The sequence below is a fragment of the Pseudomonas sp. TE3552 genome, from assembly GCF_056278945.1.
Genome location: NZ_JBWBQJ010000001.1, coordinates 5089736 through 5107690 on the forward strand (window position 1 = coordinate 5089736; position 17955 = coordinate 5107690).

A 17955-nucleotide genomic window follows, 5' to 3' on the forward strand; every position below is an offset into this window, starting at 1 on the left:
TGGCTGAACCTCGGAATAAGCGCCAAACTCCTAAGTGAAACACCTGCCCGGAGAGCGATCATGGCACTGCACCGCGTTGCCCGTTTAGCCGATGTGTCCCAAGACCGTGGCCTTGAAGTCCGGATCGACAAGACAAAAATCGTCTTGCTGCGGGTCGGCGATCAATTGCGCGCCTATCAAGGCAAATGTCCCCACGCCGGGGCCCCATTGGCCAAAGGTGCGCTGTGTGAGGGACGGCTGATCTGCCCATGGCACAAGGCGGCTTACCGGCTTGAAGACGGTGCGTTGTGCGAGCCGCCGTCCCTGGACAGCCTGCGGCGCTACCCGCTCGAAATCCGCGACGATGAGGTTTGGGTCGACGACCAGCCAATGCCCACCCCCAGCACTCCGCCGGCTGATGATAAGCGGACGTTTGTAATCATCGGCGCCGGGGCCGCCGGTACGGCTTGTGCCGCAGCGCTGCGAGAGAAAGGTTTCGGCGGCCGGGTATTGCTGATCGACCGTGAGCCCGAGGCTGGCTACGACCGTACGGTATTGAGCAAATTCGTGATTGCAGGCGAGATGCCGCCGGACGAAGTCCCGCCTCTGCGCGATGAAATTTTTTATCAAGAACAGCGCATTGAACGGATAAACAGCGATGTGATGGGCCTGGATGCAGCGGACCGGACTCTGCGCCTGGCCGATGGTCAATCGTTGAGCTATGACGCCGCCGTGATCGCCACCGGCGGCATCCCCAAAACCCTGTCGCTACCTGGCGCCGATCTGCCGCAGGTATTCGTACTGCGCTCGAAAGCGCAGGCGGAGCGGATTCTGACGAGCGCAAAACCCGGTCAGCGGGCAGTGATCGTTGGCGACAGTTTCATTGCTCTGGAATCCGCTTCATCCCTGCGTCAGTACGGCCTGGATGTCACCGTCCTGGCCCGCCATGCCATCCCGTTCGAGGCGCACTTCGGCGATGCCGTCGGCAAAGCGATTCGTGCCCTGCACGAGGCCAACGGCGTGGTGTTTCATACCGATGGCGAAGCGGCCCGGATTGAAGGCGCAGGCAAAGTCGAAGCGGTGCAGCTGGACAATGGTCAGCGCTTGCCGGCGGATCTGGTGCTGGTCGGCATTGGCGTCACCCCGGCAACGACCCCGTTTGCCGATTTGCCCAAAGAAAAGGATCTGTCGTTGAAGGTCGACGGCGGGATGCGCGTGACCGACGGGCTCTGGGCCGTCGGCGATATCGCGACCTTCCCGCTCAACGGCCAGCCCCAACGGATCGAGCATTGGCGCCTGGCCCAGCAACAGGCGCGGATTGCGGCGGCGAATATGCTCGGCGGCGACGAACGCTACCTCGACGTGCCGTATTTCTGGACCTGGCACTTCGGCAAAAACTACGACTATCTCGGTCACGCCCAGGCCTGGGACGAGGTTGAGTTCAAAGGCGACCCTGACCATCCACCGTTTATCGGCTTGTTCGGCAAGAACGGCGTGGTAGCGGCGGCCGTGGCCTGCGATGAAGAGCGGGCGATGGCGATGCTCGCTGAACGGATGAAACAGCCGTTGTCGGTGGATGAGGCGTGGCGCTTGGTTCGGGACATGAGTTGACGGCTGCTCCCCCGCCAATCACGTAAACCTCTGGGGCAAGGCGCAAACCTGTGGCGAGGGGGCTTGCCCCCGTTCGTCTGCGCAGCAGACGCAAAATCTCCAATTTACCAACGATCTTGTGAGCGCTACGCACTCAAACGGGGGCAAGCCCCCTCGCCACAGGGGAATGCAAGCTAGACGCGGCTTATTGGCTCTCGGTTATCGTCATCTTCGGCCGGCAGACGGATCACCAGCGGATGCTCCAGCGGTGCCAAAGGCGGCGGCAGCTCGGCCGGGTCGACCGGAAAGAAGTGCGTAACGACATGGCTGACATCGCCATCCTGATTGTTATGGATGGTCATCGAGCCCGGCGTGCGTAGTTTCGCCAGCCGATCGCCGGTCAGCTTGAAGCTTTTGCTCAGCCCTTGATCATCCACCACCGGCGCCGGCAAACGGCGCTGGGCGAAGCGTTTGCTTTTGCGCTGTTGATAACGCGCCCAGCCGATCAGGATCACCGCGTTCAACAGCGCCACCCACAGGTAAATCTGCAACGTGCCAAGCGCTTCGAATACCAATGCATCGATACGCGGGCCGTCATGGGTATCGATCAACGGCCACAAACCGCTCACCAGCAAATACAGCAGCCCGATCCAGGCCAGCACGGTTAAAAAGACATCAATCACGACCAGAAAGGGCCGCTGCCGGGTTCTGATGATTTTCATTTGATGACCTCCTCCTCATCATCATTCAGCGGCTTGATGCCCCGGTCCGGACTGACCCAGCGCGCGCGCTTCTGATGTTGACCGAACAGCACTTTCGGGAAGCTGACCAGGGTGGTGAGCAGGCTGACGAACCAGAACACCAGCGGATACCAGACCACCCAGAACATGGTCTTCCCGAGCCCCTTTTCGTACCGGCGGTCGATCACGATGCTGACCGCGAATTGCACCAGGCAGACAACTGCCAACAGCAGCCCGGTAAAGGCCGGGGGCATCAGGTGATCGACGGCGATGGCTGGCGGCATTTCGATGAATTTGCCGACGCCCCAGAAAATCACCGACAGCAGAAAGGTGAAGGCCCAACCGGTGGACAGGCAGTATTCGAACAGCAGCGGCCAGAGGTAACGATGGCGGTATTGCCAGATGCCACGGATGTTCTTGAACAGCACCTCGGCGCCGCCTTGGGCCCAGCGCAGGCGCTGCTTCCACAGACCGCCGAGGGTTTCCGGCATCAGGATCCAGCACAGCGCGCGGGGCTCGTAGAAAATGCTCCAGTGATCCAGTTGCAGCTTCCAACTGATGTCGATGTCTTCCGTGATCATGTCCGGGCTCCAGTAGCCGACCCGGTTCAGGGCTGTGCGACGGAAGGCGACGATTACCCCGGAGACAGTGAAGATTCGCCCGAACACCCGTTGAGTGCGCTTGATCAGGCCGATGATCGACGAGAACTCGCCGACCTGCACGCGGCCGATCAAGGTCGAACGGGTGCGGATTCGCGGGTTGCCGGTCACGGCGCCCAGTCGCGAATTATCGAGCATCGGCGCCACCAGATACGCCGCGGTGTTCGGCGCCAGCAACGCGTCGCCATCGATACACACCAGATACTCGCTATGCGCCGCGATGGCCCCCATACGCAGGGCCACGGCCTTGCCCTGGTTTTCCGCCAGGTGCAGCACCCGCAGACGCGGATCTTGCGCGGCCAGTGCGTCGAGCACCGCGGCTGTGTTGTCCTTGGAGCCGTCGTTGATCGCGATCACTTCGATGTTCGGGTAATGCTGGGCCAGCGCCGCGTGAATGGTATCGGCCGCGTTATCGCCCTCGTTGTAGCAAGGAATCAGGATCGAGATCAGCGGTTCGCCGGCCAGCGCTGGCGGCAAGGTATCGTCCGTCCATGGCCAGTGCCGCTCCCAGTGCAGCCAGAAATACAGGCCGCCGGCGATCCACAATCCCGACATGAACAGTGGATAGAAGAACACGAAGTCCATCAGGAATTGTCCGGTGAGCAGAAAAATCAGCCCAAGGGGAACCCCGAGGACGATCGCCAGAACCAGCAGAGCCAGAAGTCTGTCCAGCATGTTATGGATTCCACTTGTTGGAGAGCGCGGGCCGCACGGTTTTCAGGTCCGGCTGGTTCTCGAGAAAGTTGTCCGGGTAGTAGCCGAAACTGGTGGCGCCCTGACGCTTGAGGCGGCCCATCCAGTCGGCCAACTGTTCGCCGGCGATGTCGGCGTCGGTGTGTTTTGTCCAGTCGCGGGCCTGCAATTCGAACACCGTGCGGTCGAGCGCGCCGGGGCGTGACTTGACCGTCGCCACCAGTGTTTCGAGCCAGGGACCGGATTGCTGGCGACTCTGTTTTTCCATGAGCGGCATGGCCATCGGCGCCGTCCAGTCGTAGGCGCCCAGGAAGTCATCGAGGTTCTGTGCAAACCAGGCTTCGCTCTCGGGGTTGAGCACCGGCTCGGCGAAAATATTGCGCGCCGTGTGCACTTGCGGGCCACGGATGGCGCGGACCTTGGCGGTCAGTTCGCGAGTGAAATCGATCAGGTAGCGGCTCTTGAAGCGTGTCCAGCGTTGCAGGGTGGCCGGATCGGCGCGCAGGGCGGCAATCGAGCCCGGCAGACCGTTGGCAGCATAGACTTTCAGGGCTTCGGGACCGGCATCTTCGAAGTCCGACAACACCGCGTCATCGTGATAGAGGACGCCGTCGACCGAGGTCAGGCGCGCCATGTCTTCGTAGATTTCACCAATGATGCGCCGCACATTCGGGTCGAATGGCGACAGGCGCTTGTACTGGTCCGGTTCGATCGAGGTGGTAGCGGTTTTCGGGTCCCAGCGAGTGACCCGCGGCAGCTTCGAATCCAGGGCAAAACTCAGCACCGGCATCCAGGCATAGATTTTGACATGAGCCCGAGTGCGCAACTGCCAGGCCACGCGGTCGAAAATATCGGCACGCATCGGCAGGTGACGGTTGGGGAAGTACAGCGAATGCACCAGACCATCGCCCGCAGGGTCGGCGAAGGCTTGCAGGAACACCGTGTTGGCGCCCATGTCGGCCATGCGCTGGACCAGTTTGCCGAGGTTGATTTCCTGTTGGGCCGGATCCGGGTCATAGACATTATCCAGATCCACATGCACCACGCGCATCGGCGATTCGGACTGCACCGCGACGATGCTGTTAGCGAAGTGTTCGCCATCCGGGTCCGAGGCTACCAAAAAGCGCGGGCTGCTCATCAGGTTGTCGAGGGCATCGAGGCCGTCGTCCAGGGTCAGGGCCATCTGATAGCCCTGGTCGTCGATCACTTGCAGCGAGGTGCCATCCGCAGTGCCGTACGGCCAGACCCAGACCCGCGGCTTGTAACCGGTGACCTTGCGGATCTTCTCCGAGATGGCCGCCACATCGGCGCGCATCCGGGCCTGGAATTGGGCTTCGGTTTCATAGCGACCGGTGGCAGCGTCATAGCGCCGGGTCGCGGCCGCCGGTTGCAGGTTGCCTTGCGGGTTGGCCAACACGCCTTTGTGGCTGGCGTCAGTGTGGGCGGCGATTTCCACCAGGCCGGATCGGGAGATTTCCCCGATCTGCTCCCAGGTCAGGAAGTCCGAACGTTTGCGCGGTGTACCGGCGAAGTCCACAGGCTGGTTCAGCGGTGTATCGATCCACACTCCGACCGGTGCCAGCAAGGCGTGCCAGTTGTAGGCGCGCAGCACCGGCAACACGCGGGTGTAGAAGCTCGAATAACCGTCGTCGAAACTCAGTAGGATCGCCCGTGGCGGCAGCTCGGGGCCGCCGTTGCGAGCGGCCATGATTTGGTCGACGGTGACCGGCTTGTAGTCGTTCTCCCGCAACCACGCCAGTTGCTCGATCAGCCGTTCGGTGCGCACGGCCACCACCGCCTGATCGGGGTCGCGGTCTTCGATGTCGTGGTAAGCAATCCCCAGCACATGGTTTTTTGGCCACGGCTTTTCATTGGCCGCTACCGGGCGTTCGGACGGCGGTGCGAAGGCCGGGGCTTGCTGGGCGCAGGCGCTGATCAACAGCACTCCCAGCAGAAGGATGAAACGCGAAATAAAAGGCATCTTCAAACTCTTCTAGAAGCGGTAAGTAAGGTCGACGAGCAGGCGCAGATCGGTTTCGCGGTCGCCGTCATAAGGCCGATTGATCACACTCAGCATGCCGCCCACCTCGAATACATCGTTCCAGCTGTAGCGCTGGCCGTAACCCAGCAGGCCGATGCCGCCAGTGCCGTGATCGCGCTGGCTGTAAGTGCCCGCACCGGCCTGGAACTGCTGGCTCCAGGAGGTTTCATAGCGGTGGTAGAGCACGTGATTGACGTTCACCGTCGGCAGCACGCTGAAGTCGGATTTGGGGTTGAAGTACGGCACGTCTTCGGACTTGGAGTTATGGCTGCTGCCGACTTCCAGGCCGAGGTCGACCTGCAGCCCCGGCGCGCGATAAACGCCCTCGCGACCGGTGAGCAAGGCTTCGACACGGTTGTTGCCGTCGCTGAAGTGCGAGGGGCTGACCGCCAGTTTCCACTCACGGCTTTCATTGGCGCGCCAGCGGATAAAGCCACTGCCGCCATTGGCGGTGATGTCACTGTTCAAGGCTCGCAACGGCGTTTGTGCCGACAAGTACTCGAGGCTGCCGCCGTACTGCCAGTGATCATCGATGTCTCGGGCAATCGCCAGACGCGCGCCCTGTTTATCGCCAAAGCCGTAGGAATGGTTGGAGACTTCCGCTTCCAGGGACATGTCGCGAGTCCGACGTTCGAGCCCGACGCGCTGGAATCGATGGTGGCCGGTGCCTTCCTGGAAATCGCCGGTGGCGTAACCGACACCGGCGAACAGGCGCCAGTCTTCATCGATAGGTGGGCTGTACAGGGTGGTTTCGATGCCGAAATCGCGACTGCCGTTGACCGCCCCGACGTTGTCGTTGCCACCGCCATAAGTCTTGCCGCCGTAGGCTTGCACCCGCAACTCGGCCATGTCATGGACTTCACGCTGACGCTGTAAACGTTGCACCTGACGGCTGTCGGGGAAACGCGCGACCACATCGTCGGTCAGCGCATCCATCTGCCGCCATTCCTGCAGGTCCATGGCGGTGTGGCCCTGCGCAATTTCCAGCCCAATGTCCCGCGGGGCCATGCTCTCGGTTTCCTTGAGCTGATTCTCGGCGCGCCGTGGCCAGTCCCGGGCCAGATACAGATCGGCCTGGGCCAGGCGCAGGCCGAGGTTACCCGGCGCCTGATCGACCAGGGTCTGCAAACGTTGCTCGCCCGACGGCAGATCGGCGCCGTAAGTGCCGGCCTGGGCGGCCAGTTGCTGCGCGTCCATCCATTCATCGTTGGGATTGCCCACTGGCAAGCCCTTGAGCTCGATTCGCGGTTTCTGGGTCTTGGCCACGTCTTCGGCGACCTGACGTGCTTCATCAGCTTTGTCGCTTTCGAGCAAGGCGTAGTAGAGCGCGGTGCTGTCCTCCAGACGGTCGCCGACATCGGCATCCGGTGCGACCAGCACCTGGCGATACAAGTCGGTGGCGATTTCCGGCTGACGCTGGTCCAGATACGACGACGCCACCCAACGCAGGGCATAAGTCGGAATCTTCACGCCTTCGCCGAGCAGCTTCTGATATTCGGCGATCACATCGGCAGTGCGCGCACGGGCCTTGAGGGCGCCCATGCGGTCGATTCGCCAGCGGATGACGTCATCGTGAGCCTGAGGGTCTGGCGTCCAGGTGGCCAGCAACTGGTCGTAATCGGCCAAGGCCCGATCGGCGATCACATAACGTTCTTTTTCGCTGCGGGTGGCCAGTTCAGCCAGACGCACGCGTTCTGCGGCCATGTCACCTTCGAGGCGGCGCAGCGTGACCGGATCCAGCAACCCCGGCCGCTGGCGAGCCAGGCGCAAGGCCGGTTCCGGCAAACGGGCGCGTTGCAGGGCAACCACGTATTCGCGCGCGACTTCGGGCTTGCTGCCGGCACGGATGAAGGCCTGGTCGTATTCGAACAATGCGTCGTAGGTGGCACCGGCGCGGCTCAAGGCGTAGGCCAGGGCCAGGCGACGGGAAGGATCATCCGGTTTCGCCGCCGCCAGTGCCCTGGTGCGGGCGACGGCCTCGTCAGGTTTGCCGGCATCGGCCTGGGTCAGCGCCAGGCCCAGTTGGAGATCAGGATTTTGTGGCGCCAGGGCCAGGGCCTTGTTGTACACCTGGATCGCCGAGTCCCAGCGCTTGAGGTTGCGATAGGCCCGCGCGGTGGCGGTCAGGGCCTGGACCGGCAACGCCCGATTGCGCCCCTGGGTTTCATAGACCTGGATCACTTCGGCGTCCAGACCGGCCCAACTGGCGATCTGCAAATGATCGCTGATCTGGCCGGTGGTGGCCTGGTTTACAGGCACCTGGCGCAATACGGTCAGCGCAGGCGTGTAATTGCCGGCCCGCGCATCGCGAACCATTTGGTCATAGGGGGTGTCGGCAAACGCCAGCACCGGCCACAGCAATTGGCTGCACAGCGCAAGGCGAAATACGGGGCGCAAACCACGATGGATAAAGGGACCAGCAATACGCGGCATTCGTCAGCATCCTTACATGGCCAGCCGGGTCGCAATGTCCCCTTGCCCATTCATAACGGAAAGCCGGATCGACAGACCCAGCCAAGCTTTATCGAAACAGTCTTGCATGCAAGCGTAGTCAATTATTCAGGACACAATATTTCTTCAGATTCGTGACGTTCGGTATTTCTCTCAATATCAGTCAGCCAAGCCCGCTCCCACAGGGTTGCGCTTAACTGTCCGGCATCAACCCCCGTGTCTAAACGCCAGACAGCAAAACGCCCGGCGCCTGCATATTGCAGAGGCCGGGCGTTGCGCTGAAGGCTACGGTGTTACTGGATCGTGCCAGCGCCGCCGAGTTTGCCCATCAAGAAACCGATAAATTCTTCGAGGGTCATTTTCTGGCCATTGAAGTCCACCTGATTGTTGGCGTAGTGCAGCTTGGTGACGACGTTATTACCGTCCAGTTTCGCCAGTTGTGTCCCGACCGCCATGCTGCCGAACATGTCAGCGGTGGCGCTCGCCTGATCAGCGATGAGCTTGGCGTCGGTCTGACCGTCGATTTGCGACTGCACGCTGAGTACGTCAATGAGCATTGGCTTGGACACCAGTACGTTGAACTCCAGCAACGCGATCAACTGCTTGACCAACTGGTCCGGCGGCAGGTCCATGGATTGCGGTTTGGTCAGGTCCAGCACCAGGTTGGCGCGGCTTTCGCCATTGCTGGTGTTGAACGACAGGTTTTCCAAGGCCACCTGCGGACCTGCGGCCAGCAGCTTCTCCAGACCGGTCTTGACCTGCGCCTCTTCGGCCGGGGTCAGGTTCAGCTGTGGCGCCGGTTCACCGGCTGCAGCAGCTTCAGCAGCGGCCCTTTCGTAGGGTTGCAGTTTGGTCTGGTAGATCTGCATCAGCGACATCGTTGACGGGATGTCGAGGTTTTTCAGGCTCATGGCCATCTGCGCAGAACCGATAACCTTACCGTTCAAGGACACTTCACCGACTTTGTAATCGGCACGCCCCGAAGCGTTGGTGCCTGATTCCTCGGTCTGGTTCTTCATTTCAAAGTTCTTGAAGCCCAGTACCGACTGCTTGGGGCCGAAGGTGGTTTTGCTGTTGGTCAGCTCGACGGTGTTTTCGCCGGTGTAATAACCGTACGTGCTTTTGTTCAGGTTACTGGCCACGGTCAAGCCGTTGAGCTCGACCTGCACCGGGGTCTGATCTTCAGCCACGGTGGTCAGTTTCAGGCTGTCCATGTAACCGTCGGCCTTGACCTTTTGCGCCTGGGCGCTGGCGGCCACGTCGAGTTTCAAGCCCGAGAAGGTCAGATTGGACTTGTCATCCAGCGCTGCTTCCAGCGGCAGAAACTCGAGAGAGCCCTTAGTGGAGTTGTCGTAGCCGATGTTGACCACGCCTTTGACCGGGGATTTGTCCTTGGCGGCGGCGAACCACTTTTCAGTCAGCGGGGTCTTTTCCAGCTCGTAGTGACTGGTGGCCAGGACCGGCAACCACTTTAGCGATACCAGACGCGAGAACGGCAGCGGGCCGTGTTCGAGGCGGTCGACGAACAGCAACTCGACCGGCGCTTCACCAAACATCTCGCCCTCGCCCTTGAGGCGATAGTGCGCGGTGCTGCTGAACACATGGCGCTCCAGCGACACCAGCTCCAGCGATGCGGTGCCGTTGGAACCTGCCAGCGCGGCCGCCAGCTCTTTGTTGGCATCGGCGATCGAGGTGTTCAGCACCCCGTCGAGCTTGCTGCCGGTGTACCACGCACCGCCAGCGCTGATTGCACCGATGGCCACGACGATTCCTAGAAGCACGCCTGCTGATTTATTCATGAAGTACCCGATCAATGTCCGTTGTTGAAAGTGTGGTCGTCTTCCCTGAACCCATGACGGGTTATGGTCACGACTGCGCCGAAAGTGGGATGGAGATTAGCATTTGCGCCGCAAAGCGGCCCAATGATTAAAGGTGAAAGAGTGTCTATGGCCCGCGCATGGGGGCGAGAGTTTCGATGGCGTCAGTGCAAACGACATCGACTCAGGAATACTGCACTTCAATTTCATCAAGCTGATGATCGAAGCTTTTCAACCGCGCAGTCCACGTATACACCAGCACTTCAAAATCCCGATTGATTACCGCCCCGCCGGTCACTTCCGCGCGCGGGTCGCAGAAGTCCAGTTGATAGCGTTCACGGGCCATGGCGTTGGCGACATCGGACAGCTCTCGGGCGTTGTTAAGCCAGTGCCACCCCTCGTCGGCCACTTGCTTGTCCAGCGCCAGGCATTGTTTTTTCAAGGTTTCGAGGCTTTTTTCCAGCGGTGTGCCGGTGAGTTCGCCCATGACTTCCTGGAACGTGCGCCCCGGTTGCCAGTAACTGCCCCAGAAATACCGGTCGAACACCGTCTCGACGCGACGCAAAGCCACCTTGGTGTCCCAGATCAGCACCAGGGTCTTGCCTTGTTCGAGTTGTCTTTTTTTGATGCGCTGGCCCTGGAGCGAGGCCCAGGCGACCACCACAATGGCCATCACGGCGATCAGCGCCGCCGCGCTGTCGAGGAAGATCAGCGCCTTGTCGAGCTGGTGGGCCAGCATGACGCCGTAGAAATAGGTGGCCGACAGCAAAACCAATGCCGCAATGGCGCACCAGAAGCCAGGAGCATAAGGGTTTTTCATTATTAGATCCCCATGACCAACGCAAGCCTTGATCGACGGGTTCGCCGCGCGTCCCCATCAAATCAAAGCATAGCAACGGCCTCAGGGTTTGCCGGGTTGTGAGCCTTGCGTTCGTCCGCTTTCCCAGCCACCGCCCAAAGCGAGGAACAAATCGATCTGGCTCATGGCGACTTGCGTGCTGGCCGAGGCCAGTTGCGCCCGTACGTCGGTGTAAGTGCGGGTCGCTTGCAGGTCCGCCAGGAACGACGCGCGGCCAGCCTGGAAGAAGCGGTGGGTCTGGTCTGCCGCCAGTTGCGCCGATTGCTCGGCATCGGCCAACGCATCGCGGCGTTGAAGTTGAGCTGCATATTGCGCCAGCCCGGTCTGAGTCTCGCGAATGGCGTTGAGTACCACGCCATCGAAATGCGCCAGCGTGCCTTGGGTCGCGGCCTCGGCCTCACGGATTCGCGCGCGGGAGCCGTTGGACGGCACGGTCCAGCTCAGCAGCGGGCCAAAGCCCCAGCGATTGGTCGACGGTTTGCCGAGGTTTTCCAGAATCCCGACTGTGCCAATGCTCGCACCGATGCTGATGTCCGGGTACAACTCGCCGGTGGCAATACCGATGCCGGCAGTTGCGGCCGCCAATCTGCGCTCGGCCTGGCGCACGTCGGGCCGGCGTTTGAGCAACGTGGCGCCGTCACCTACCGGCAACAATTGGGTAATTTTCGGCAGCTCAGCGCAATCACTGGTGCCCGCCGGCAATTGCTCGACCGGTTTGGCCAGCAGCATCGACAAACGGAACAATCCGGCCTGACGCGCCGCCTCATAACGCGGCATATCGGCGCGCAAGGATTTGAATTGGGTTTGCGAACGGGTGACCTGGGTTTCATCGCCGCGCCCGGCATCGCGCAAGCGCTGGGTCAGGGTGGTGCTCTGGGCTTGCAGGTCGAGGGAATGCTGAGCGATCCCCCGTTCTTCATTGGCCGCACAGACTTGGGTGTAAGCCCGCACCACATCGGCCACCAAGGTGATGCGCGCGGTGTCTGCCGCCGCCTGGGTCGCATCGGCGTTGGCTTTGGCCGCTTCGATACCGCGCTGCAAGGTGCCGAACAGGTCGAACTGATACGAGGTGGTGATGCCGATGTCACCGACATTGGCCACCGGCACTTTCTCCGGTAGCAAGAACGCCTCACCGGATTCCTGTAAACGCTGGGCACCGACTTTCACGCCGCCGCTCCAACCGCCCGCCGCCTGCGCTTCGTCGACCTGGGCGCGAGCCCGCGAAAGATTCGCCGCCGCCACCCGCAAATCGGTGTTGGAGGCCATGGCCTGCTGCACCAATTGGTCCAGACGCGGATCCTGATACAGGCGCCACCAATCGCTGGGCACCGGTGCCGAAACAACATTTTTGCCATTCACCGCCAGGTCGCCCTGAAAGTCTGCACGGTGCACGGCGGCCTCGTCCGGCAAGTGATAATCCGGCCCCACCACCTGACAGGCCGACAGCAACAAACCCAATCCGGCGACCGCCAAACCCGAGGCCCTGCTCATTTCGCCGGCTCCCGGGTTTGCTCGTCAATGATCGACACCGTGGCCGTACGCCCGGCAATCATGCGGAAATCTTCCGGCACCTCATCAAAAGCGATCCGCACCGGAATCCGCTGGGCCAGCCGCACCCAACTGAATGCCGGATTGACGTTGGGCAACAGATTGCTGCCGCTGCTGCGGTCGCGGTCTTCGATGCCGGCGACGATGCTTTCCACGTGCCCGCGCAGGCGGGCACGGTCACCGACCACCCGAATGTCAACGCCTTGGCCGACATGAATGCCGTCCAGTTTGGTTTCTTCGAAATAACCGTCGATGTGGAAGGAATTGCTGTCCACCACCGACAACACCGGCCGTCCAGCCGTGACGAACTCCTGGGAGCGCGGCGCCCGGTCGTTGACGTAGCCATCCACCGGACTGCGGATCACCGAGCGGTCGAGGTTGAGCTGGGCGCTGTCCACCGTCACCTGCGCCTCCATTAATGCAACTTCGGCGCGGGCAACACGGGACTGGCTTTCTTCCAGTTGTTCGGCCGGCACCAGATTGCCCAGGCCACGGTTACGCTTGGCTTCCCGTTGCGCCTGAGCCAGGGTTTCCTGACGGTCGGCCACCGCTGCTTTCGCCTGACGCAGCGCCAGTTTGAAGCGGTCCTGATCAATGCTGAACAGCACCTGGCCGCGTTTCACCCATTGGTTGTCGCGCACTTCCACTTGCTGGATCAGCCCTGATACGTCCGGGGCGATCTGCACGATGTCGGCGCGGATGTGCCCGTCCCGGGTCCAGGGCGCGAACATGTAATACATGACCATGCGCCAGACCACGACAACAGCGAAGGTCACGATCAACAGCGTCAGGACTACGCGGCCGAGGGTCAATATAGGTTTTTTCATGTCATCAGGTATCGACTGAGTGAGTCCACGGTGCCGAGCAGCACGGCGTAAAGAGCCACGTTGAACAATGCCCGGTGCCAGACCAGACGGTAAAAGTGCAGGCGCGTCAGCAACCCGTGCACCAACAGGTACAACACGTAGGTAATGCCCATCAGCACCAGCAGCGTGGGCAGGAACACCCCGCTGATATCCAGATCACCGATCATAAAGGCGCTCCATCGATGCCATGGGGAAGCGGCTCTTCGAGCTCGCCCGTGCCGACAAATTCGACCCCCGGCAACAGCGCCAGACGCAGGCCGCTCAAGGCGTGCAGCAGGTGCAGACGGGTTTGCTCATCACCCTGGCCACCGAGGGCGCGGCGGGTGCGGTCGAGGGTCATCAGCAATGGGCCTGGCGCCGGCAGGCGCTCGCCCGCCTTGAGACAGGCCTTGAAGTACTCGCCGACTTCGGTCACCACCTGACGCAGCAGCACTTGCGGCACGCCGGTGACTCGCGGCAAATAGGCGAGCAGGTCCAGCAGATTCAGCGCCACGCGCACTTCGCGCAGCGCGATGCCGGTGTCCTGCCCGGTCATGGCCAGGCGCGGCAAATGCTGCATCAGGCGATCGAGGATCTGCACGCCCAATTGCCGGTGTTCGGCCAACGAAGCCGGCTCGGTGAGGCTGACAATGTCGCGCCAGCTGAAACGGGTCAGGCGTTTGGCCGCCAGTTCGGCGCCGAATGGCCGGGCGATCAGGGTCCAGATGAACGCGAACAGCAAGCCCATAGGGCCGGCCAGGTTGGAGTTGGCGAAGCTGAGGAAATCCGCGTCGTAGGCGCCCTGAATACTGATGAAGGACGAGGTATTAACGATGGTCAGCAGCATGCCCAGGTAGAAACGCGGCTGCACCGTCAGAGTGCCGACGCAGATGAACGGGATGGCGAACGCCAGCACCAGCATCGGGAAATCATGCAGGTTCGGCAGGATCAGAAACAGATAAAGGCTGGCGAACAGCACCGACATCGCGGTCCAGAAAAAGAACCGGTAGATCTGCGGTGCCGGGTCGTCCATCGACGCGAAGAAACTGCACGCCACCGCCGCCAGGATCACCGCGCTGCCGCCGTCAGTCCAGCCGAGCAGAATCCACAGCACCGAGGCGACAATAATGGCGGTGACCGTGGACGCCGCCGAATAGAGCATCAACCCACGGTCGAGAAACGGCGACAGCCGACCGAGGCGCCAGTGCCGATACACCGCGCGCCAACTGTCCTGGCTTTCACACTGAATGGCGTATTGCAGGCTGCGGCAGTCTTGCCACACATCGATCCATTCGCCGAGGCGATACAGGGCGTTGGAGAACAACAACTGCTTGCGCTCATCCAGCGCCTCGGCACTCGGCTGCAGCGCTTCGAGCCGGTTTTTCAGGGCCTGCCAGCGCTCGAGATCAGCATCGCGATGGTCGAGCCATTCAGTGGTCACGGCCAGCAGCGGCGCGAACTTATCCACAAGCTCCGGCGTGCGCCGCTCGAGGGCGTGCAGCGCATCGTCGAGGTCGTCGATTACCGGCAGCAAATGGATCATCCGCCCGCGCAGCTCCTTGGTATTACGCACCGTTTGCGGCCGAGCACCCTCGTGGGGCAACTGACCGATCATCAATTCCAGGCTGTTGAAGTTCGCCACCATCGATGAACGCAGGGCACTGACTTCGTCCGGCTGCACGTTGCGACTGAGGAAGCGCAGGCTGTAGGTCGAGGCATCGGCGAACCATTTATTCACCGAATCGTTGAACACTGGCGCCAGCCGCCGCGGCCAGAACATGGCGCCGACCACTGCTGCCACGGCAATGCCGAGAAAGATCTCTTCAGTGCGCGCTTCAGCCACGTCCCACACCGCCAATGGGTTATCCACCACCGGCAGGGCGATCAGCGGCAAGGTGTAACCGGCGAGCATCAAGGCGTAGCTGTTGGCGGTGCGCAGGTGCAGGGACAGGAAGAGCAAAATCCCGGTCCACAGCGCAATGACCACCACCAGCACATAAGGGCTCTGGACGAACATCGGCACGAAAAAAACCGCCGCCGCCGCACCCAGTAAGGTGCCGACCGCGCGGTACAACGCCTTGGAGCTGGTAGGGCCGACGAAGGGACTGGAAACGATATACACCGTGGCCATCGCCCAATACGGACGGGGCATTTGCATGAGCATGGCGATGTACAGCGCGATCATCGATGCCGCGAAGGTGCGCACACCGTAGAACCAGTCCCGCGCCGGGGGCACGCCGATGAAAAACCCGTTCAAGGGTGGGCCACCGATGGATGATTGGCCGTTTCGAAGGCTCTCAGTACCCGCAGCGCCGCCTCCAGATCACTCTGGTCGATCCCTTCGAGTACTTCATGGCGCAAGCGCACCAATTCGATTTCGACCGCCTGCACCAACTCGCGACCGGTCTCGGTCAGGCTCAGGCACTTGGCGCGTCGGTCATGGACGTCTTCGGTCCGGCAAACGTAACCGGCATGACACAGCTGATCCAGCAACCGCACCAGAGACGGACTTTCCATCCCCGCCGCCTGCGCCACCGTCACCTGCCGCACACCCTCGCCCAAACGCCCGATCATCAACAATGGCACGGCGCAGGCTTCGGAAATTCCATAGTTGACCAGCGTGGTCTGGCAGATTTTGCGCCAATGCCTGGCGGCCACCACCATGGAGCTGCTGATGTTCATCTGGAGAGCGGCGAGGTTCGGCACGAGGGAATACACACACTGTTAGTTTGCTAACTATCAATATGGCATTTGAGGGGAAAGTCGGTCAAGTTTTGAAACAATTCTCATGCTGGCAGATGATTTTTCACAGATCATCAAGACTGATTGGTTCGGCAATTTCCTGACTGCGAGCGCGTATGAGAATCGCAAGGTCGAAATCATCCAGGCGCTCCAGCATTGCTTCATAGAGATCTGCCGAAACCAGATACGCCGTGATTCGATCGTTATCCAGTACCGCGATAGGTCCAGCTTGTGTATCCCGCATGGCAGCACCCACGTTTTTTGCAAGCTCGGAGATGCTGATGATCCTTTCGGCCAAAACACATTGCATAAGTCAGTCTCATCTCCGGATTTGTAGCCATGGAAGCTACTTCAACCAAGTTTTTGAGGCCCAGAAGAAACCTGTGACGAGGTTTTTCGTGCCGTTTTTTACACCCCCCGCCCCTTTCTCAGCATTACATCCAGCTGATCCACCACCTCAGCCCAGTCAGCATCATCCAGAATCTCCTCACGCAGCAGCTCTGCCTGGCTCTCACTCCAGAAGAACGCGTCCGCCAGGTGCAGTTCGGGTTTGAGCGGTGAATGGGTGGCGATGAATTTATCGATGCTCTCGGCGTCGTCAGGCAGGCCAAGTTGTTTGAACAGGGAGGGGAGGCTGTGGGTGGGGGATTCCATGTCGGGCTCCTTCGTAATCGCGTATTGGATGGGTGACTGCGGCGCGGCAATTCGCGGGCAAGCCTCGCTCCTACAGGGATGTAGAGGCGAGGCTTGCCCGCGATGACGGTAGTTATGTCTACGCCGAAAGACTCAACTCGCACACTTCGGCATGCGGCACCATTTTCAAGAATTCCGGCACACTCATGTGTACCAGGTTGTTGTGGTTGCCGGCTTCCAGGTAGATGTCTTTCTGCCGGGTCAGTTGTGGGTCGATGACCATGTCCAGCCCATAGGATTCGCCCAATGCAGGCACGGCGCCGCGTTCGCAATCGTCGAACAGGTGCGGCAGGTTGCTTTCCCGGGTGACTTGCCATTCGCTGCTGCCACGTACTTTGCTCAGGTCCAGGTGACGACTGGCGGGCAGTACGGCCATCAAGTAGTGCCCGTGGCGATCGTCGAGGATCACCGATTTGGCCACCCGTTCAGCGGGAATGCCCGCTAGCCGCGCCGTTTCAAGGCTGCTGGCCGAGTGCGGATGGGAAACGATGTCGTATTCGCAATGCGCCTTGTCCAGGCTGTTCTGCACGGTTTTTGCCATACGCATGATGCACCTCGGAGTCCGCAACAATGAAACGGCGGACGATGGTTAAAGTTCTTCTCTCCCTTAAAAGTCTAGGCCCGCTGATGGGATCCGGCGGGAAATCCGCCCGTCGGACGCGGTGGACAACTGGTCAAAATTCATACAGCCGCAGGCTCAACTAGACTTATACACAGAGCCACGAACGGCTCGCGGATGGACGACTCTCCCGGAGGGTCAAGTGAACACTCGTTGCTGGGCAATTGCGCTGCTGCTGGCCTTGAGCGGACCGGTTTTGGCGGCGGACACTCTCGTAGTGCTGGTTCCCGATCCCATCGGGCTCTGGCTGATCACGTTCGGCATTGCGTTTCTGATCGCCGAGGCGGCCTTGCCCAATTACGGCGTGGTCGGTCTGGGCGGTCTTGTGATGTTTGTGATTGGCGCGGTGATTCTGACCAATGCCGAAGTCCCCGTTCCCTTGATGATCGGCTTGGGGCTGATCAGCGCATTGCTGCTGACGTTCCTGCTGATCCGCGCCTTGAAAACCCGACCGCGCCGCAACGTCACCGGCGACGACGAATTACTGGGCAGCGTGACGCCGATCACGTCGTTGCAGGCTGGCAATGCTTGTATCGGCTGGGTGCACCTGCAAGGTGAACAATGGCAGGTATTGAGCGCCACACCGTTGCAACCGGGACAACAGGTCCGGGTGGTGGCACGCAAGGGTCTACTGCTGGAAGTGGTCGCGGCTGATGCGGCGCCCGCATGAACAATGATG

General features: G+C 61.0%; 16 protein-coding genes. 2 read left to right on the top strand and 14 right to left on the bottom strand.

Annotation, left to right across the window (positions count from 1 at the left end):
- Window positions 1–60: 60 nt before the first annotated feature.
- The gene (locus ACZ9BB_RS23035; protein WP_476216494.1) at window positions 61–1590 is read left to right on the top strand and encodes an FAD-dependent oxidoreductase; all 1530 of its coding nucleotides are present in this window, start codon (window positions 61–63) and stop codon (window positions 1588–1590) included.
- Window positions 1591–1763: 173 nt separating this feature from the next.
- On the opposite strand, the gene pgaD is transcribed toward ACZ9BB_RS23035, so the two are convergent.
- The 14 genes from pgaD to ACZ9BB_RS23105 all read right to left on the bottom strand — a co-directional run bounded on the left by pgaD (window position 1764) and on the right by ACZ9BB_RS23105 (window position 17204).
- Window positions 1764–2291 (bottom strand): poly-beta-1,6-N-acetyl-D-glucosamine biosynthesis protein PgaD, encoded by a 528-nt coding sequence (gene pgaD / locus ACZ9BB_RS23040; RefSeq protein ID WP_476216496.1) that lies wholly within the window; start codon window positions 2289–2291, stop codon window positions 1764–1766.
- Window positions 2288–3643, bottom strand: coding sequence for a poly-beta-1,6-N-acetyl-D-glucosamine synthase (gene pgaC / locus ACZ9BB_RS23045; protein WP_476216497.1), 1356 nt, complete (start codon window positions 3641–3643; stop codon window positions 2288–2290). The genes pgaD and pgaC overlap by 4 nt, the downstream gene beginning before the upstream one ends.
- Window position 3644: 1 nt before the next feature.
- Window positions 3645–5642 carry a poly-beta-1,6-N-acetyl-D-glucosamine N-deacetylase PgaB gene (gene pgaB, locus ACZ9BB_RS23050; RefSeq protein ID WP_476216499.1) on the bottom strand — a complete coding sequence of 666 codons (1998 nt, stop codon included), beginning with the start codon at window positions 5640–5642 and terminating at the stop codon, window positions 3645–3647.
- 12 nt (window positions 5643–5654) lie between these two features.
- A complete protein-coding gene (gene pgaA / locus ACZ9BB_RS23055) occupies window positions 5655–8135 on the bottom strand; it encodes a poly-beta-1,6 N-acetyl-D-glucosamine export porin PgaA (protein WP_476216501.1) in 2481 nt (826 codons plus the stop codon).
- 311 nt (window positions 8136–8446) lie between these two features.
- Window positions 8447–9952 carry a YdgA family protein gene (locus ACZ9BB_RS23060; protein ID WP_476216503.1) on the bottom strand — a complete coding sequence of 502 codons (1506 nt, stop codon included), beginning with the start codon at window positions 9950–9952 and terminating at the stop codon, window positions 8447–8449.
- 202 nt (window positions 9953–10154) lie between these two features.
- Window positions 10155–10790: an NADH:ubiquinone oxidoreductase subunit N gene (locus tag ACZ9BB_RS23065; RefSeq protein ID WP_476216505.1), complete on the bottom strand. Its 636-nt coding sequence runs from the start codon at window positions 10788–10790 to the stop codon at window positions 10155–10157.
- 81 nt (window positions 10791–10871) lie between these two features.
- Window positions 10872–12320: an efflux transporter outer membrane subunit gene (locus ACZ9BB_RS23070; RefSeq protein ID WP_476216507.1), complete on the bottom strand. Its 1449-nt coding sequence runs from the start codon at window positions 12318–12320 to the stop codon at window positions 10872–10874.
- Window positions 12317–13204, bottom strand: coding sequence for an efflux RND transporter periplasmic adaptor subunit (locus ACZ9BB_RS23075; protein ID WP_476216509.1), 888 nt, complete (start codon window positions 13202–13204; stop codon window positions 12317–12319). Before ACZ9BB_RS23075 ends, ACZ9BB_RS23070 begins: the two co-directional genes overlap by 4 nt.
- Window positions 13201–13410, bottom strand: coding sequence for a DUF1656 domain-containing protein (locus ACZ9BB_RS23080; RefSeq protein ID WP_476216511.1), 210 nt, complete (start codon window positions 13408–13410; stop codon window positions 13201–13203). Before ACZ9BB_RS23080 ends, ACZ9BB_RS23075 begins: the two co-directional genes overlap by 4 nt.
- Window positions 13407–15479 (bottom strand): FUSC family protein, encoded by a 2073-nt coding sequence (locus ACZ9BB_RS23085; protein WP_476216512.1) that lies wholly within the window; start codon window positions 15477–15479, stop codon window positions 13407–13409. Before ACZ9BB_RS23085 ends, ACZ9BB_RS23080 begins: the two co-directional genes overlap by 4 nt.
- On the bottom strand, window positions 15476–15904 hold the full coding sequence (locus ACZ9BB_RS23090; RefSeq protein ID WP_476216514.1) for a MarR family winged helix-turn-helix transcriptional regulator: 429 nt from the start codon (window positions 15902–15904) through the stop codon (window positions 15476–15478). Before ACZ9BB_RS23090 ends, ACZ9BB_RS23085 begins: the two co-directional genes overlap by 4 nt.
- Window positions 15905–16028: 124 nt before the next feature.
- Window positions 16029–16274, bottom strand: a complete 246-nt coding sequence (locus ACZ9BB_RS23095) for a type II toxin-antitoxin system Phd/YefM family antitoxin (protein WP_008009528.1) — start codon at window positions 16272–16274, stop codon at window positions 16029–16031.
- Between the two features lie 98 nt (window positions 16275–16372).
- Window positions 16373–16618: a DUF2789 domain-containing protein gene (locus ACZ9BB_RS23100; RefSeq protein ID WP_007899563.1), complete on the bottom strand. Its 246-nt coding sequence runs from the start codon at window positions 16616–16618 to the stop codon at window positions 16373–16375.
- A 118-nt stretch (window positions 16619–16736) separates the two neighbouring features.
- Entirely contained in the window at window positions 16737–17204 is a 468-nt protein-coding gene (locus tag ACZ9BB_RS23105; RefSeq protein WP_476216517.1) for an aminoacyl-tRNA deacylase, read from the bottom strand.
- A gap of 214 nt (window positions 17205–17418) precedes the next feature.
- Here ACZ9BB_RS23105 and ACZ9BB_RS23110 point away from each other — a divergent pair, with 214 nt between their 5' ends.
- Complete coding sequence (locus ACZ9BB_RS23110) at window positions 17419–17946, top strand: NfeD family protein (RefSeq protein ID WP_476216519.1); 528 nt, start codon at window positions 17419–17421, stop codon at window positions 17944–17946.
- The last annotated feature ends 9 nt before the right edge of the window (window positions 17947–17955 follow it).

Bases quoted from the DNA above. Each gene is read 5' to 3' on its own strand.
- ACZ9BB_RS23060 (WP_476216503.1), bottom strand. From the start codon at position 9,952: ATGAATAAATCAGCAGGCGTGCTTCTAGGAATCGTCGTGGCCATCGGT.
- pgaA (WP_476216501.1), bottom strand. From the start codon at position 8,135: ATGCCGCGTATTGCTGGTCCCTTTATCCATCGTGGTTTGCGCCCCGTA.
- pgaD (WP_476216496.1), bottom strand. From the start codon at position 2,291: ATGAAAATCATCAGAACCCGGCAGCGGCCCTTTCTGGTCGTGATTGAT.
- ACZ9BB_RS23080 (WP_476216511.1), bottom strand. From the start codon at position 13,410: ATGATCGGTGATCTGGATATCAGCGGGGTGTTCCTGCCCACGCTGCTG.
- pgaB (WP_476216499.1), bottom strand. From the start codon at position 5,642: ATGCCTTTTATTTCGCGTTTCATCCTTCTGCTGGGAGTGCTGTTGATC.
- ACZ9BB_RS23070 (WP_476216507.1), bottom strand. From the start codon at position 12,320: ATGAGCAGGGCCTCGGGTTTGGCGGTCGCCGGATTGGGTTTGTTGCTG.
- ACZ9BB_RS23065 (WP_476216505.1), bottom strand. From the start codon at position 10,790: ATGAAAAACCCTTATGCTCCTGGCTTCTGGTGCGCCATTGCGGCATTG.
- ACZ9BB_RS23035 (WP_476216494.1), top strand. From the start codon at position 61: ATGGCACTGCACCGCGTTGCCCGTTTAGCCGATGTGTCCCAAGACCGT.
- pgaC (WP_476216497.1), bottom strand. From the start codon at position 3,643: ATGCTGGACAGACTTCTGGCTCTGCTGGTTCTGGCGATCGTCCTCGGG.
- ACZ9BB_RS23100 (WP_007899563.1), bottom strand. From the start codon at position 16,618: ATGGAATCCCCCACCCACAGCCTCCCCTCCCTGTTCAAACAACTTGGC.
- ACZ9BB_RS23105 (WP_476216517.1), bottom strand. From the start codon at position 17,204: ATGCGTATGGCAAAAACCGTGCAGAACAGCCTGGACAAGGCGCATTGC.
- ACZ9BB_RS23090 (WP_476216514.1), bottom strand. From the start codon at position 15,904: ATGAACATCAGCAGCTCCATGGTGGTGGCCGCCAGGCATTGGCGCAAA.
- ACZ9BB_RS23095 (WP_008009528.1), bottom strand. From the start codon at position 16,274: ATGCAATGTGTTTTGGCCGAAAGGATCATCAGCATCTCCGAGCTTGCA.
- ACZ9BB_RS23075 (WP_476216509.1), bottom strand. From the start codon at position 13,204: ATGAAAAAACCTATATTGACCCTCGGCCGCGTAGTCCTGACGCTGTTG.